Origin of the sequence: Micromonospora chokoriensis, from assembly GCF_000718555.1 — a bacterium.
In the GTDB taxonomy this organism is placed as follows: domain Bacteria; phylum Actinomycetota; class Actinomycetes; order Mycobacteriales; family Micromonosporaceae; genus Micromonospora; species Micromonospora chokoriensis_B.
The window spans coordinates 153,550-167,517 of record NZ_JOAN01000016.1; the positions used below are offsets into that span (position 1 = coordinate 153,550).

Sequence of the window (13,968 nt, forward strand, 5' to 3'; positions counted from 1 at the left end):
CCCGCCGCCCGGGCAGGTCAACACCTTGCCATGAAAGGGCCCGTCCGCCAGCTGATCAACTAGACAAAAAAGATCATCCACGGGATTCGTAATCGAGGGAATGGCAGCTGGATGTCAGTTCGATGACGGCGCTGGTGTCGCGTCGAACGGCACGGAGAAGCCGACGAGCCCCGGTCGATCAGTGACGGATCGACCGGGGCTCGTGGGTGGGGAACCTGTCAGGCGAGATCGAACCGGTCGAGCTCCATGACCTTGGTCCAGGCCGCCACGAAGTCGGCCACGAACTTCTCCCGGCCATCCTGGCTGGCGTAGACCTCGGCGAGGGCTCGCAGCTGCGAGTTGGAGCCGAAGATCAGGTCGACCGCGGTGGCGGTCCACTTCACCTCGTCGGTGGCCAGGTCGCGGATCTCGTACACGTGCTCGTCGGACTTCGACGTGCTCCACCGGGTGCCCGGGGAGAGCAGGTTGGCGAAGAAGTCGTTGGTGAGCACGCCCGGCCGGTCGGTGAGGACACCGTGCTGGCTGCCGCCGGTGTTGGCACCGAGGGAGCGCAGGCCGCCGATGAGGACGGTCATCTCGGGAGCGCTCAGGTTGAGCATGTAGGCCCGGTCGATGAGCAGCACCTCCGGCTGGGTCTTCTCGCCGGCGCGCAGGTAGTTGCGGAACCCGTCGGCGCGCGGCTCAAGAACCCGGAACGAGTCGGTGTCGGTCTGCTCCTGGGTGGCGTCGGTGCGGCCCGCCCGGAACGGCACGGTCACCTCGACGCCAGCGTCCCGCGCCGCCTTCTCGACGGCGGCCGAGCCGGCCAGCACGATCAGGTCGGCGAGCGAGATCGTCGCCCCGCCGGCCGCGTTGAACTCCTGCTGGATGCCCTCCAGGGCGGTCAGGACCGTCGCGAGCTGCTCGGGCTGGTTGACCTCCCAGCTGCGCTGCGGCTCAAGACGGATCCGCGCGCCGTTGGCGCCACCGCGCTTGTCGGTGTGGCGGAAGCTCGCGGCGGACGCCCAGGCGGTGGAGACCAGCTGGTCGACAGTGAGCCCGGATTCCAGGACCTTCGCCTTGAGGGCGGCGATGTCGGCGTCACCCACGAGCTGGTGGTCGACGGCCGGCACCGGGTCCTGCCACAGCTGCGGCTCCGCCACCCACGGCCCGAGGAAGCGCTCGACCGGGCCCATGTCGCGGTGCAGCAGCTTGTACCACGCCTTGGCGAACGCCAACGCGAACTGGTCGGGGTTCTCCAGGAAGCGGCGTGAGATCTTCTCGTACGCCGGGTCGACCCGCAGCGACAGGTCGGTGGTGAGCATCGTGGGGCGGTGCTTCTTCGCCGGGTCGAAGGCGTCCGGGATGATCGCCTCGGCGTCCTTGGCGACCCACTGCTTCGCGCCACCCGGGCTCGTGGTGAGCTCCCACTCGTAGCCGAACAGGATCTCGAAGAAGCGGTTGCTCCACTGCGTCGGCAGGTCGGTCCAGGTCACCTCGAGACCGCTGGTGATCGTGTCGGCGCCCTTGCCGCTGCCGTGGGTGCTCAGCCAGCCCAGGCCCTGTGCCTCCACCGGTGCACCCTCGGGCTCGGGGCCCACGTGGTTGTCGGCGACGCCGGCGCCGTGGGTCTTGCCGAAGGTGTGGCCACCGGCGATGAGGGCGACGGTCTCCTCGTCGTTCATCGCCATCCGGCGGAAGGTCTCGCGGATGAAGTGCGCCGCCGCGGCCGGGTCCGCGTTGCCTCGCGGGCCCTCCGGGTTGACGTAGATGAGACCCATCTCGGTCGCCCCGACGCCGGCGGCCATCTCCTTCTCGGAGGCGTAGCGCTCATCGCCGAGCCAGGTGTCCTCCGGACCCCAGAAGATCTCCTCGGGCTCCCAGACGTCCTGGCGGCCGAAGCCGAAGCCGAAGGTCTTGAAGCCCATCGACTCCAGGGCGACGTTGCCGGCGAGGACGAGCAGGTCGGCCCAGGAGATCTTCTGGCCGTACTTCTGCTTGACCGGCCAGAGCAGCCGGCGGGCCTTGTCGAGGTTGGCGTTGTCCGGCCAGCTGTTCAGCGGCGCGAACCGCTGACCGCCGTCGCCGGCACCGCCCCGGCCGTCCTCGATGCGGTACGTGCCGGCGGCGTGCCAGCTCATCCGGATCATCAGGCCGCCGTAGTGGCCGAAGTCGGCGGGCCACCAGTCCTGCGAGGTGGTGAGCACCTCCACGATGTCGCGCTTGAGGGCCTCGACGTCGAGCTTGGCGAACTCCTTGGCGTAGCTGAAGTCCTCGCCCAGCGGGTTGCCCTTGGCCGAGTGGGCGTGCAGCACCGAGAGGTCGAGCTGGTTCGGCCACCAGTCCCGGTTGGTGCGCGGACGCCCGCCGGTCTTCGCGGTCGGCGAGTCGATCGCCGGGTTCTCACTCTCGCTGCCCTGCGCGGTCACCGAGTCGTGCGCGACCGGGCAGCCGGCCGCTGCCTTCTGGTCCACGCCCTGCGCACTGATGGGGCCGTTGTCCTGGGTGTCGCTCATGTACTTCCTTCCGAGCTTGCGGATCTCTGGGGCGTGCGTTCGGTCGCGCACTCGGGGCAGGTGCCCCAGTAGACGACCTCCGCCTCGTCGACCACGAAACCGTGGTCACCCGAGGCGGTGAGACAGGGGGCATGACCGACGGCGCAGTCGACGTCGGCGATGGCGCCGCAAGAGCGGCACACGACATGGTGGTGATTGTCCGCGACCCGGGACTCGTAGCGGGCGGTCGCGCCGGCCGGCTGGATGCGCCGCACCAGACCGGCGTCGGTGAGCACCCGCAGCACGTCGTACACCGCCTGGTGCGAGACCGTGGGATGACCCGCGCGCACCAGCGCGATCACCGCGTCGGTGCCGAGGTGCGGGTGGTCGCGCAGCGCCGCGAGCACCGCCAGTCGGGGCCGGGTCACGCGCAACGAGACAGCCCGCAGCTGCGCCTCGAAGTCGGACGTCACGCGACGAACACTAGCCCACTTTTCTGGAACGAATCAAGTTTTTGCGCCACGCCGAACACCCCCGTGGGGGACATTTCGCCCCAGGTTAACCTGCCGGAGCGCAACAATCCGGACGGCGTGTCGAGAACCGGTGCCCGGCTCCGTCCCCCGAGTGAACGTGACCACGATGGGTCGCCAGCCAGCACCAAGGAGAACGACGATGGCCAAGTACCTGCTGCTCAAGCACTACCGGGGCGCCCCGGCCGCCGTGAACGACGTGCCGATGTCCCAGTGGACGCCGGAGGAGATCTCGGCCCACGTGCAGTACATGCGCGACTTCGCGGCCCGGCTCGAGGGAACCGGCGAGTTCGTCGACGGTCAGGCGCTCGCCCCCGAGGGGACCTTCGTCCGGTACGACGGCGCGGGCCGCCCGCCGGTCACCGACGGCCCGTTCGCCGAGACCAAGGATCTCATCGCCGGCTGGATGGTGATCGACGTCGACAGCTACGAACGGGCCGTCGAGCTGGCCGGAGAGCTGTCGGCCGCCCCGGGTGCGGGCGGGAAGCCGATCCACGAGTGGCTGGAGCTGCGTCCGTTCCTCAGCGAGCCGCCGACCATCACGGAGTGACCACTCAGATGGATGAGGCCCTGCTGCGCAGCCTCACGCCGAGCGTCCTCGGAGTCCTCGTCCGCCGCGGAATCGACTTCGCGGCGGCCGAGGACGCCGTGCAGGATGCCCTGGTCGAGGCGGTCCGCGTCTGGCCGGCCGACCCACCCCGCGACCCCAAGGGCTGGCTGGTCACAGTGGCGTGGCGCCGGTTCCTCGACACGGCCCGCGCCGACGCCGCCCGCCGCCGGCGCGAGGCAGTCGTCGACGAGGAGCCGACGCCCGAGCCCGCCCCCACGGTGGACGACACGCTCCAGCTCTACTTCCTGTGCGCTCACCCGTCGCTGACACCGTCGTCTGCGGTCGCGCTCACGCTGCGGGCCGTCGGCGGGCTGACCACCCGCCAGATCGCGCAGGCCTACCTGGTGCCCGAGGCGACCATGGCGCAGCGCATCAGCCGGGCGAAACGCACCGTCTCCGGGGTGCGGTTCGACCGGCCCGGCGACATGGCCACCGTGCTGCGCGTCCTCTACCTGGTCTTCAACGAGGGCTACTCCGGCGACGTGGACCTCGCCGCCGAGGCCATCCGGCTCACCCGACAGCTCGCCGCCGCGATCGACCACCCCGAGGTGGCCGGGCTGCTCGCCCTCATGCTGCTGCATCACGCCCGGCGCACCGCCCGGACCAGGCCCGACGGCAGCCTGGTGCCGCTCGCCGAGCAGGACCGCCGCCGCTGGGACACCCGGTCGATCGCCGAGGGCGTCGAGATCCTGCAGGCGGCCCTGGCCCGCGACCAGCTGGGCGAGTTCCAGGCCCAGGCCGCCATCGCGGCGCTGCACGCGGACGCACCGAGGGCCGCCGAGACCGACTGGGTACAGATCGTGGAGTGGTACGACGAACTCGCGCGCCTGACCGATAGCCCGGTCGTTCGGCTCAACCGCGCGGTGGCGCTCGGCGAGGCCGATGGGCCCCGGGCTGGCCTGACGGCGCTCGCGGCGCTGGACGAGGCGCTGCCCCGCTACGCGGCGGTGGCGGCGTACCTGCACGAGCGCGACGGCGACGTGGCAACGGCGGCGCGGCTGTATGCCGAGGCGGCCCAGCAGGCCCCCAACCTCGCCGAACGCGACCACCTGACCCGCCAGGCCGCCCGGCTCAACGCCCTGCGGCGCCGCTGACCGGCCGGTTACCCGCCGGCCCCCGCACCGCTCTGCGTGGCCAGCTAGCGGCAGTCCGGAAAGTCTCCGGAATTTTCGGCGTCTGCCACCCGGTCGACGCTCCGCCATCGAGACGTCAGGCAGACTTCCCCGAACTACTGACCTGGAATGATGTTGCCCAGCCAGAGGTCGGCGACGATGGCTATGTTGCTGCCCTGTTTCCGGAATTTGTTGACAAGTGGACGGCCGGGTCAATACGGTCGCCATCGACGACACTCAATTGTCGTCGGCACCGACCACCACGACCCACTCCTCCGGTCGTCGTGCAGGACGACCGGCCCACCACCACCAAGCGGTACGACGCCGTGGCCGTTACCTGACCACCGGCAGCCTGCCGAGGCGTACCGCGCCGCTGGCCCCCGCCAGCCGTCACGAGGAGGCACCAGCTACATGACCGACACCATTCACACCACGCCAAGCAGGCGCGGCCGGATGCGGCTGCTCCTGGGCGCCGCGTGCGCCGCCGTCCTGGCCGTGGCCGGCACGATGACGGCCACCAACGCGTACGCCGAGGCCGACCGGACCCTCACGTCGAACCTCACCGGCACGCACAACGGGTACTACTTCTCGTTCTGGAAGGACAGCGGCAACGCCAGCATGACGCTGCGCGAGAACGGCCGCTACTCCAGCAGTTGGGACAGGAGCACCAACAACTGGGTCGGCGGCAAGGGTTGGGCCACCGGCAACCGACGGACGGTCAGCTACTCGGGCAACTACAACCCGGGCAACAACAACACCTACCTCGCCCTGTACGGATGGACGCGCAACCCGCTCATCGAGTACTACGTGGTGGAGAACTTCGGCAGCTACAACCCGAGCAGCGGCGCCACCCGGATGGGCACGGTCACCACTGACGGCGGCACCTACGACATCCTCCGCAGTCAGCGGGTCAACGCCCCGTCGATCGACGGCAACCAGACGTTCTACCAGTTCTGGAGCGTCCGCCAGAACAAGCGCTCGAGTGGCACGATCACCACCGCCAACCACTTCGACGCCTGGGCCCGCGCCGGCCTGAACCTCGGCACCAACCACAGCTACCAGGTCATGGCCACCGAGGGCTACCAGAGCAGCGGAAGCTCCGACATCACCGTCCAGGAAGGCGGTGGCGGTGGCGGCAACCCGACCACCCCGCCGACCACCGGCAACCCGGGGACCGGCAACTGCAACGCGACGATCTCCGCCGGCCAGCAGTGGGGTGACCGGTTCAACCTCAACGTCGCGGTCAGCGGCACCAACAACTGGGTCGTCAGCCTCGGCCTCGGCGGCGGCCAGAGCATTCAGAACAGCTGGAACGCCAACGTCAGCGGCAACAGCGGCACCGTCACCGCGACGCCGAACGGCAACGGCAACAACTTCGGGATAACGGTCATGGCCAACGGCAACTGGAACTGGCCGACGATCACCTGCCGTACCAGTTGACGCTGATCAGCTCCTGACACCACACCTCTGGCGTGGCGGCCTCGGCCGCCACGCCAGACTGGCATCACTAGACCTGCGGCGCCTCGGTCTCCTGCACTGCCGGCACCCCCGCGGACGGCTTCTTCGTCTCCTCCGCCGCCGGCTCCTCCCCTGGCTCCTCCGAAGCTGTCCCGGTCGGTGCCACCGTCGTTGCACCCGTCGGGGCCGTGGTCGGGCTCGCTGAAGGGCTCTCGGAGGCACCCTGGGTGCTCTCGCCAGGCGGCGTCGACTGGTCAACCAGCCCCGTACCCGCCGAACTGCTGACCGTCGGGGTCGGGGAGCTGGGCGCTCGGACCGGCAGGCCCGCAGAGCCGCGGGTGGCCGGCTCACCGCCACCGACGCCCGGGCCAGGCTCGCGCTGCGACGAGCCCGTTGGCGACACCGCGGGTGGCGTCGACGGTCGTTCGGCCGGGCCCGACATCATGCCGGTGGGATCGGCGACCACCAGGACGGCAGCCGCGGCGGCCATCGATCCGAGAAGCACCGCGAGCACCTTCGGCCCAGGTCCTCCCGACCGCTTCGCCGCGCCACCGACGACCGACCGCCGGACCTCCGCACGCTCGACCGCCGCCCCGACAGCCGTCCGCACCAACGGGCCTGACGGATCCGCGAGCAGTTGGGCTTCGGCGGCCATGGCCGTCGCCGTCGGGAAGCGGCGACTGGGCTCCTTGGCCATCGCGGTGGCGACCAACCGCCCGACCGCCTCCGGAACGTTCTCGGGCAGTGGCGGCGGCTCCTCTTCGAGATGCCGCAGCGCCACCGCGACCGCGTTCTCGCCCTGGTGCGGGGGCCTACCGGAAAGGCAGTGGTAGACGACCGCCCCCAGCGCGTAGATGTCGATCGCCGACGTGGTCTCGCTCCTGGTGACCTGCTCGGGTGCCATGTAGAGGGCGGTGCCGACGACCTGGTTCGTAGCGGTCAGGCTGGCCGCCTCCTGCGTCACCGCGACGCCGAAGTCGACGAGTACGACGTGCCCGTCCGGCTCGATGATCAGGTTGCTGGGCTTGACGTCCCGGTGCACGACGCCGGCGTCGTGTGCGGCCTGAAGCGCACGGGCAGTCTGCGTAGCGATCGACATCGTCTCGGCCACACCCAGCCGGCCCACCTCGGCGATCCGCTCCGACAGGGGCTGCCCCTGGACACACTCCATCACGATGTACGCGAGGACCGGCGCGTCGGGCCGGGACACCTCACCGTAGTCGTAGACCTGCGCGACACCCGGGTGACGCAGGGCCGCCATCGCCCGGGCCTCGCGACGGAACCGCTCGCCGAAGCCGGGATCGGTGACGAGCCGAGGTCGCAGCATCTTGATCGCGACGCAGCGGTCCAGGGTTTCGTCGATGGCCCGCCAGACGTCACCCATTCCACCGCTGGCGATGCTTTCGACCAGGCGGTAACGGTCTCCGACGACTTCCCCCACACTCGTCATGACACCGTCGGTACCCCGGACTCGTCGATCTCAAGCACCGGGCCCCGTTGGTACCTCCGCGACCTGGCCCCGCCGCTTGCGACGGGACCAGGTCGTCCGAGCGCGGGTCCGATCAGCTGTTCAGCCTGGCCAGCAGGGCGGTGGCCATGCCCTGCTCACCTCGGGCGTTGGGGTGGAAGGGCGCGGCCGAGTTCTGCGGCACCAGGCCCTCGACCCAGCGGGTGCCGCTGCCCTTGCAGGCATCGCGGCCGATCGACGGGGTGTAGACATCGGCGTAGGTGGCGCCGTTGGCGCTCGCGGCGGTGGCCAGCATCGCGTTGAGCGACTTCTCGATGCCACGCAGGTACGGCACATCCTGGTAGGCGATCGGCACGACGGGCCAGCAGCCGTAACCGCTGTCCGGCAGGATCGCCGGATATCCGAGCACCACGACCCGCGCGCCCGGTGCGGCCTGCCGGACCGCCTGCAGCACAGCGGTGACCTTCGGCGTGGCGGCGACGATTCTCGCCTGCAACTGGTCGACGCCTCCGGCGGTGTACCGGTTCTTGCACGGAGATCCAAGCGGGCTGCTCAGACTCGCCTCCGCACAGTCGCCGATGATGCCGGAGAAGCCGATGTCGTTGCCGCCGATCTGCACCGTCACCAGCGCGGTGTTGGACGTGACCGCGCTGAGCTGCGGTGGCAGCGTGACGCCCAGTTGGCCGCTGCCGCCATAGAGGATGTCGTCAGTGGTGGCGCCGGAGCAGCTCACGTCGGCGAACGACGACGAGCCGGCGGACGCGGCCACCAGCGACGGGTAGTTGCGGTTGGATCGCAGGCAGTTCAGGTCGACCTGGGTGGGGATCAACGGTCCAGCGGTGTACGAGTCACCCAGCGCAACGTAGCGGCCGGTGGGCACAGCGGCGCTGGCGGGTGTGGCGACGGTGAGCAGCACGCCGGCGGTGGCGAGGGCGAGTGCGGCCAACCGGGTGGCTGACCGCAGGAGGGGCAAGCGGGGACGGGGCATGGCGCCTCCCAGGAGGGATCACGGTGGTGGTGGTGCCCGAGATCCTGTCGCCGCAGCCGTCGCACGTCAATATCGATGGGCCTCACTAAATAATGGTCCGAAGTGTGGGATGAATCGGTAGCGGTCAATCAACTGGTGCGTACCACTGGGCGCCGGTAACCCGGATCCGCCGGGATTGCTTGCGGTTCCACTCCACCTGCATGCCGTGCTTGCGAAGCACCGGAAACGCGATGTCGTCCAGCAGCCGTTCCAGGTCGGCCTGGTAGTTGGCCTGCTGTTCGGCCTCCGACAGGCCCGCGTAGGCAACCTCGTCGAAGTCGGCCGGAGGGTAGGCCCCGTAGCCGAGGTAGACCTCGCCGTCCTCGCTCGCGAGCAGCGACTCGGTGTCCTGCTGGTGGTACCAGAGAAACCCGTGCCAGTGCCGAGAGTCGTCCCGCTCGTCGTGGATCTCGGCGCTCGCGCAGGTGCCGCAGCAGCTGAAGTTTTCCCGGGCCACCACCCCCAGCTCGTTGAGCTCGACGAAGGCACGGGTGACGTTGCCGCGCACCTCACCCCACCCGCGTTGCTGCTCCCGCCGAGCGGCCAAGGCCGCCTCGTGCGCGGCCCTGAGCTCATCGTCGGTGGCGCCGCAGCGCTCCTCGGCGTCATCGAAGAAGTCGACGAACTCGTCGGCGTCGGCCTCACCACGCACGATCCAGGCCCACAGCTCGCCCTCGATCGCGGTGCGGCCCGGCTCCGGGATCCGATCGGTGAGGAACCTGACACCCACGGGGCGATCGTTGTACGTCCACTCAGTCACGACGAGATCTTCACACGGGCGTACGACGTCCTAATACTCCAACGTCACTTGGCTTCGGCGTTGGGCGTGGCGCGGGCATGAGGACGGCCACCGCGTTGATCATCGATGGTTTGTGAGGACAACCGAAGATCGTGCGGTGGCCGTGTGCCACAGCGTAGACCCGACCGGGTGGCGGGTCATCCTGAACGAGGCGGTGACACATGTCGCGGACCGGTTCGTTTGGGCGGAGCCCCGTCGGACCGCCGGGCAGTTCGTGGAAGGGCTGCTGTCGGGCGTGGAACGTAAGACCTGCTGGACGTTGGCCGAACGGGCGGGTCACGACGATCCGCAGGCGATGCAGCGGCTGCTGCGTACGGCGGCGTGGGACGCCGACGCCGGCCGGGTCGAGAACAGCCAGGTCGGGGTGTTCCTGGCCTACGTGTCACCGGCGGGGCGGGCGATGATCGATCGCCGGCTCTACCTACCCGAGACATCCTGGTGCGACCGGCTCGAGCGTCTCACCGCCGCCGGCGTCCCGGACGACGTCGGGTTCGCTACGAAGCCTGCCCTGGCCCGGCAGATGATCGCCGACGCGCTGGACGCCGGAGTCCCGGTCGGGTGGGTGACTGGCGACGAGGTCTACGGCGCCGACCCCGGCCTGTGCGCTGACCTGGAACACCGCGCGATCGGCTACGTCCTGGCCGTCGGCTGCGACCGACGCGTGCACGTCAACGACGGCCGCACTTTGATCCGCGTCGACGACCTCGCCGACCGGATACCCACCGCCGAGTGGCTGGACCGGCTGGCACCGGTTCATCACCCTGGCCATGCTCGCCCTGGCCGTCCTGACCATCCTCGCCGCCACCACCGCGCAGCAGCCCGACCCCGACCCGGAGATCATCGCGTCGACCGTCGCCGAGATCCGCCGACTCCTCGCCCTGCCACTACCCCCAGCGCACACCCTGCACTGGTCCACCTGGCGACGAACATCCCAAGCCCGAGCCCGGCGATCCCACTACCAGCGCAGACTCGGCCACTTAGCTTGAGACTTACTCGTCTAGGGCTCGAGCGTGGCGGGCATGCTGAAGGCGGCGACGTGACGGGCACCGATGAAGGCGTTGCTCTCTACGATCTTCCCGTTCTCGATCCGGAGTACGTCGACGACCAGCGCCTCATAGTGCGGGCTGCCGGGCCGGCGGAGATAGTTGATCAGTGCCGGGCGCCCGTTGGCCGAGGTGGGGAAGGTACGCCAGTCGAGCGGTCGGCCGAGGAACTCCGCGGCCGCGTCGATCCCGACGACCGGTGGCTCGGGCGGCATCGTGATCCGTACGTCCTCGGCGAGCAGTGCCCGGACCGTCTCCGGGTCCTTCGCGTTGGCGTAGCGGCGCAGGATCTCTTCGTCCTCGCTGGTGAGCTGCGGGCGGCGCCAGTCCTGTGGGTCCGACGGAGCGCGCCGCCGGAGGGTGTGGCGGGCCCGCTGGAGGAGGCTGTTGACGGCTGCTACGGCGGTGTCGAGCGCGCCGGCAATCTCCTGCGGCGTCCAGCCGTAGACGTCGCGCAGCACGAAGGCCGCCCGCTGCCGCGGCGGCAGGTACATGAGCGCTGCGATCAGGGCCAGCTCGACGGTCTCCCGGGCGGCGAGACCGGTCTGCGGATCGTCGGCCAACAGGGCGTCTGGATAGGGACCGAGCTCGGTGGACCACTCCAGCGGGTCACCATACGGAACCGTCCGGTGACCGGCCGCCTTGCGACTGTCGAGGAAGACGTTCGTGGCGATCCGGTAGAACCAGGTGCGCGCCGACGCCCGACCCTCGAAGCGGTCGCGAGCCCGCCAGGCACGCAGGAAGGCCTCCTGCACCAGGTCGTCCGCGTCGGTGACGTTCCCTGCGAGGCGGTAGCAGTGCACGTGCAGCTCGCGCCGGTGCTCGTCGAAGGCGCGCTGCAGCCAGACCGCCTGCTCGTCAGGCGAGTCGGACATGCGATCTCCCCGGGGCTGAGTGGTCCTCACAACCGTACTGACGACCGCGGACCCCATCCGTCATCGGTCACCGATGACGATCGCCGACTCGGTCGTCTGTACCTGTGACCAATCCCCACCCCACGAAGGAGACAGCCATGACGGCAACCCCCGCGTCCAGCGCAGCCATGCCCCCGGTCGTCGACCGGGAGACCTGGCTGCGCGAGCGCAACGAACTGCTGGTCCGGGAGAAGGCCCATACCCGCGAAGGAGACGCGATCGCAGCCGCTCGTCGTCAGCTGCCGATGACCTTGATGCCGACGGTGACGGTCCAGGGCCCCGGCGGGGACACCCCGCTGGTGGAGGTTTTCGAGGGCCGCCGGGTGCTCATCGCCTACTTCCACATGTGGCACGACGGCAAACCGTACGGCGATCAGTGTGAGGGGTGCACCTTCTCGACCTGTCACATGCAGATGCTGGACTACCTGCATGCCCGGGACGTCACCTACGCCGTGTTCTGCCAGGGCCCCTACGACGAAAGTGCCCCGTTCGCGGAGTTCATGGGCTACCCGTTCCCCTGGTATTCGGCGAAAGACTCCGACCCGGCTCTGGCCGACGGTCGCGAATTTGGGTTCATCGCCTGCTACCTGCGCGACGGCGACCAGGTCTACGAAACCTACTGGACCACCGGGCGGGGCGTGGAGGCGTTGACGACCAGCTACCACGCCTTGGACCTCACCGTGTACGGCCGGCAAGAGAACTGGGAAAACTCACCCCAAGGTTGGCCGCGGGTCAGTGGTCACCCGTGGCGGCTCAACGGCCGCCCCACCGCCCAATGGTCACGCCCCGGCGTTACGCCGGCGGTGACGTCCTGATGCTCGAGATGATCATGCTCGGGTCGGCCGCGGTGTCGGCCTGCTGCTGCGTCGTGCCGCGGGCGGGCGCGTCCCGCAGGGCCCGGATGCTCGCGGGTGCGATGGTGGCTGTCATGGTCGCGGTGACCCTCGACGCCGCACCGGTTGTGCAGTACGCGGGCGCGCTGCTGCTCCTCGCCTTCGCGGTGGCACTCGTCACCAGCGGTCCGACCGAGCGCGGCCCGGAGGTGGAGTGGCACCGTACGGCCGGGGCCGTGCTCATGGCGCTCGCCGTGCTGATGCATCAACACGGCGGGTCGATGGCAGTCCACCACATGGCCGCCGGGCCCCGGATGGACCACGGCACCGTCACCGGCCATGACGCGGCGCTCGTGTTGCTACGCGCCGCCACGGCGGCTTACCTCTGCTGGATGGCGGCCGCACTCGTCCGGCTGCGCAATCGACCGATCACGGACCTGCTCCGTTGGGAGCACCTGGCCATGGGGGCAAGCCTCGCGGCCATGATCTTCTTCATGAGCTAGCCGAGTAAGCCAGCCGGCAGATCTAGTGACGTTGGAGTACTAACCGGCCTTCACCGGTGCCGTGCCCGGCGCGTAGATCACCCGGAGGACACCCGTCGGGAACGCTTCCGAGGCCACCACTCGCAGGTGGTACGCCTCATCGCCCTCGTCGAACAGCTTGCGTCCCTTGCGCGCGGCCACCGGGTGCACCAGCAGGCGTAGCTCGTCGACCAGTCCTGCGGCAAGCAGTTGCTGCACCACGGAGATCGAGCCGGGGATGAGGATGCCCCGAACGCCGGCGTCGGCCTTGAGCGCGGTGACGGCGTCGACGAGATCCCCGTCGATCAGCTCCGAATTGCGCCAGGAGAACTCCAGCGGCTGGTGTGAGACGACGACCTTGCGCACGTCCCCGAGTTGCTTGGCGAACGGCGCGTCGTCGCCGCCGGCGGCCTCCCGGTCGGGCCAGGCACCGGCGAAGCTGTCGTACGTCTCGCGGCCGATGAGCAACACGTCGGCGGCGTCATAATCCTCGGTGACGGCGCGACCCATGTTCTCGTCGAAGTACGGGAAGTGCCAATCGGGGTCGATCTCGGCCACACCGTCGGCCGAGATGAACAGCGTGGAGATGACCTTTGCCATCGCGGAGATCCCTTCGAGTCGGATGATGTCGGCGGATCGACCGGCGCATCATCCCAAACTCATCGACCGCGGGCCCGTCCCGCTGCTTGATGTCGTATCCCGTCTTTCCTTCTTCAGTTGGTGCGGGCGGGCTCGGCGTGACGCCGAGCCCGCCCAAGGTGTCAGCGCTGCAGGGTCAGCAGACCCGGCCGGTACGGCAGGAGCCCGTAATCGCCACCCGAGCTCGGGGAACGACCCTGATAGAGCAGGCGCAGGTTGCAGGCGTCGACGGTCATGGTCTGGTCGGCGTTGGTGCGCAGCAGCTCACCGTGGCTGATGTCGTTGGTCCAGGTGGCACCACTGTTGGCCTTACCGGCGAACGGGTTGCTCTCGCTTGCGGCCTGCGGCGTCCACGTACCGCCCAGGCTGGTGGCCGTGAACGAGCGGAAGTAACGGCCCTGCGAGCCGATCGCCTCGACGATCATCAGGTACCGGTTCTGGCCCTGCAGCTTGTAGACCTGCACGGCCTCGAACAGGTTGTTCGTCGTGTCGCTCATGATCGTCGTGTAGTTCGACCCGAAGCTGCCCGGGAAGTTCCCG

General features: G+C 69.4%; 13 protein-coding genes and 1 pseudogene. 6 read left to right on the top strand and 8 right to left on the bottom strand.

The features are described from left to right. Window positions 1–218: 218 nt before the first annotated feature. Together katG and IF46_RS0122425 are read right to left on the bottom strand one after the other, a co-directional pair. Window positions 219–2,495: a catalase/peroxidase HPI gene (gene katG, locus IF46_RS0122420; RefSeq protein WP_030490329.1), complete on the bottom strand. Its 2,277-nt coding sequence runs from the start codon at window positions 2,493–2,495 to the stop codon at window positions 219–221. Beyond that, window positions 2,492–2,947: a Fur family transcriptional regulator gene (locus IF46_RS0122425; protein ID WP_030490330.1), complete on the bottom strand. Its 456-nt coding sequence runs from the start codon at window positions 2,945–2,947 to the stop codon at window positions 2,492–2,494. Before IF46_RS0122425 ends, katG begins: the two co-directional genes overlap by 4 nt. A gap of 199 nt (window positions 2,948–3,146) precedes the next feature. On the opposite strand from IF46_RS0122425, the gene IF46_RS0122430 reads away from it, so the two are divergent. The 3 genes from IF46_RS0122430 to IF46_RS0122440 all read left to right on the top strand — a co-directional run bounded on the left by IF46_RS0122430 (window position 3,147) and on the right by IF46_RS0122440 (window position 6,166). After that, window positions 3,147–3,554 carry a YciI family protein gene (locus IF46_RS0122430; RefSeq protein ID WP_030490331.1) on the top strand — a complete coding sequence of 136 codons (408 nt, stop codon included), beginning with the start codon at window positions 3,147–3,149 and terminating at the stop codon, window positions 3,552–3,554. 8 nt (window positions 3,555–3,562) lie between these two features. Continuing rightward, window positions 3,563–4,708: an RNA polymerase sigma factor gene (locus tag IF46_RS0122435; RefSeq protein WP_030490332.1), complete on the top strand. Its 1,146-nt coding sequence runs from the start codon at window positions 3,563–3,565 to the stop codon at window positions 4,706–4,708. Between the two features lie 429 nt (window positions 4,709–5,137). After that, window positions 5,138–6,166 carry a glycoside hydrolase family 11 protein gene (locus IF46_RS0122440; RefSeq protein WP_030490333.1) on the top strand — a complete coding sequence of 343 codons (1,029 nt, stop codon included), beginning with the start codon at window positions 5,138–5,140 and terminating at the stop codon, window positions 6,164–6,166. A gap of 67 nt (window positions 6,167–6,233) precedes the next feature. Here IF46_RS0122440 and IF46_RS0122445 read toward each other — a convergent pair whose 3' ends face one another. The 3 genes from IF46_RS0122445 to IF46_RS33370 form a co-directional block, all read right to left on the bottom strand. After that, window positions 6,234–7,634: a serine/threonine-protein kinase gene (locus tag IF46_RS0122445; RefSeq protein ID WP_084597999.1), complete on the bottom strand. Its 1,401-nt coding sequence runs from the start codon at window positions 7,632–7,634 to the stop codon at window positions 6,234–6,236. 112 nt (window positions 7,635–7,746) lie between these two features. After that, window positions 7,747–8,640, bottom strand: a complete 894-nt coding sequence (locus tag IF46_RS0122450) for an SGNH/GDSL hydrolase family protein (RefSeq protein WP_030490335.1) — start codon at window positions 8,638–8,640, stop codon at window positions 7,747–7,749. A 124-nt stretch (window positions 8,641–8,764) separates the two neighbouring features. Then, window positions 8,765–9,409 carry a DUF6891 domain-containing protein gene (locus IF46_RS33370; protein ID WP_051724083.1) on the bottom strand — a complete coding sequence of 215 codons (645 nt, stop codon included), beginning with the start codon at window positions 9,407–9,409 and terminating at the stop codon, window positions 8,765–8,767. A 166-nt stretch (window positions 9,410–9,575) separates the two neighbouring features. Here IF46_RS33370 and IF46_RS33925 point away from each other — a divergent pair. Then, window positions 9,576–10,464, top strand: a pseudogene (locus IF46_RS33925) (IS701 family transposase). An 11-nt stretch (window positions 10,465–10,475) separates the two neighbouring features. Here IF46_RS33925 and IF46_RS0122465 read toward each other — a convergent pair. Continuing rightward, on the bottom strand, window positions 10,476–11,396 hold the full coding sequence (locus tag IF46_RS0122465) for an RNA polymerase subunit sigma-70 (RefSeq protein WP_030490338.1): 921 nt from the start codon (window positions 11,394–11,396) through the stop codon (window positions 10,476–10,478). A 137-nt stretch (window positions 11,397–11,533) separates the two neighbouring features. Between IF46_RS0122465 and IF46_RS0122470 the strand changes: the two genes are divergently transcribed. Both IF46_RS0122470 and IF46_RS0122475 read left to right on the top strand, forming a co-directional pair. Next, window positions 11,534–12,250: a DUF899 family protein gene (locus IF46_RS0122470; RefSeq protein WP_030490339.1), complete on the top strand. Its 717-nt coding sequence runs from the start codon at window positions 11,534–11,536 to the stop codon at window positions 12,248–12,250. Then, window positions 12,250–12,771 carry a hypothetical protein gene (locus IF46_RS0122475; protein ID WP_157563346.1) on the top strand — a complete coding sequence of 174 codons (522 nt, stop codon included), beginning with the start codon at window positions 12,250–12,252 and terminating at the stop codon, window positions 12,769–12,771. The genes IF46_RS0122470 and IF46_RS0122475 overlap by 1 nt, the downstream gene beginning before the upstream one ends. Before the next feature lie 39 nt (window positions 12,772–12,810). Here IF46_RS0122475 and IF46_RS0122480 read toward each other — a convergent pair whose 3' ends face one another. Both IF46_RS0122480 and IF46_RS0122485 read right to left on the bottom strand, forming a co-directional pair. Next, window positions 12,811–13,389 (bottom strand): dihydrofolate reductase family protein, encoded by a 579-nt coding sequence (locus IF46_RS0122480; protein WP_030490341.1) that lies wholly within the window; start codon window positions 13,387–13,389, stop codon window positions 12,811–12,813. A gap of 161 nt (window positions 13,390–13,550) precedes the next feature. Beyond that, window positions 13,551–13,968, bottom strand: a 418-nt coding sequence (locus IF46_RS0122485) for a non-reducing end alpha-L-arabinofuranosidase family hydrolase (protein WP_269639787.1), incomplete at its 5' end; no start/stop codon positions are given.

Bases quoted from the DNA above. Each gene is read 5' to 3' on its own strand.
- IF46_RS0122445 (WP_084597999.1), bottom strand. From the start codon at position 7,634: ATGACGAGTGTGGGGGAAGTCGTCGGAGACCGTTACCGCCTGGTCGAA.
- IF46_RS0122440 (WP_030490333.1), top strand. From the start codon at position 5,138: ATGACCGACACCATTCACACCACGCCAAGCAGGCGCGGCCGGATGCGG.
- IF46_RS0122465 (WP_030490338.1), bottom strand. From the start codon at position 11,396: ATGTCCGACTCGCCTGACGAGCAGGCGGTCTGGCTGCAGCGCGCCTTC.
- IF46_RS0122475 (WP_157563346.1), top strand. From the start codon at position 12,250: ATGCTCGAGATGATCATGCTCGGGTCGGCCGCGGTGTCGGCCTGCTGC.
- IF46_RS0122430 (WP_030490331.1), top strand. From the start codon at position 3,147: ATGGCCAAGTACCTGCTGCTCAAGCACTACCGGGGCGCCCCGGCCGCC.
- IF46_RS0122435 (WP_030490332.1), top strand. From the start codon at position 3,563: ATGGATGAGGCCCTGCTGCGCAGCCTCACGCCGAGCGTCCTCGGAGTC.
- IF46_RS0122470 (WP_030490339.1), top strand. From the start codon at position 11,534: ATGACGGCAACCCCCGCGTCCAGCGCAGCCATGCCCCCGGTCGTCGAC.
- katG (WP_030490329.1), bottom strand. From the start codon at position 2,495: ATGAGCGACACCCAGGACAACGGCCCCATCAGTGCGCAGGGCGTGGAC.
- IF46_RS0122480 (WP_030490341.1), bottom strand. From the start codon at position 13,389: ATGGCAAAGGTCATCTCCACGCTGTTCATCTCGGCCGACGGTGTGGCC.
- IF46_RS0122450 (WP_030490335.1), bottom strand. From the start codon at position 8,640: ATGCCCCGTCCCCGCTTGCCCCTCCTGCGGTCAGCCACCCGGTTGGCC.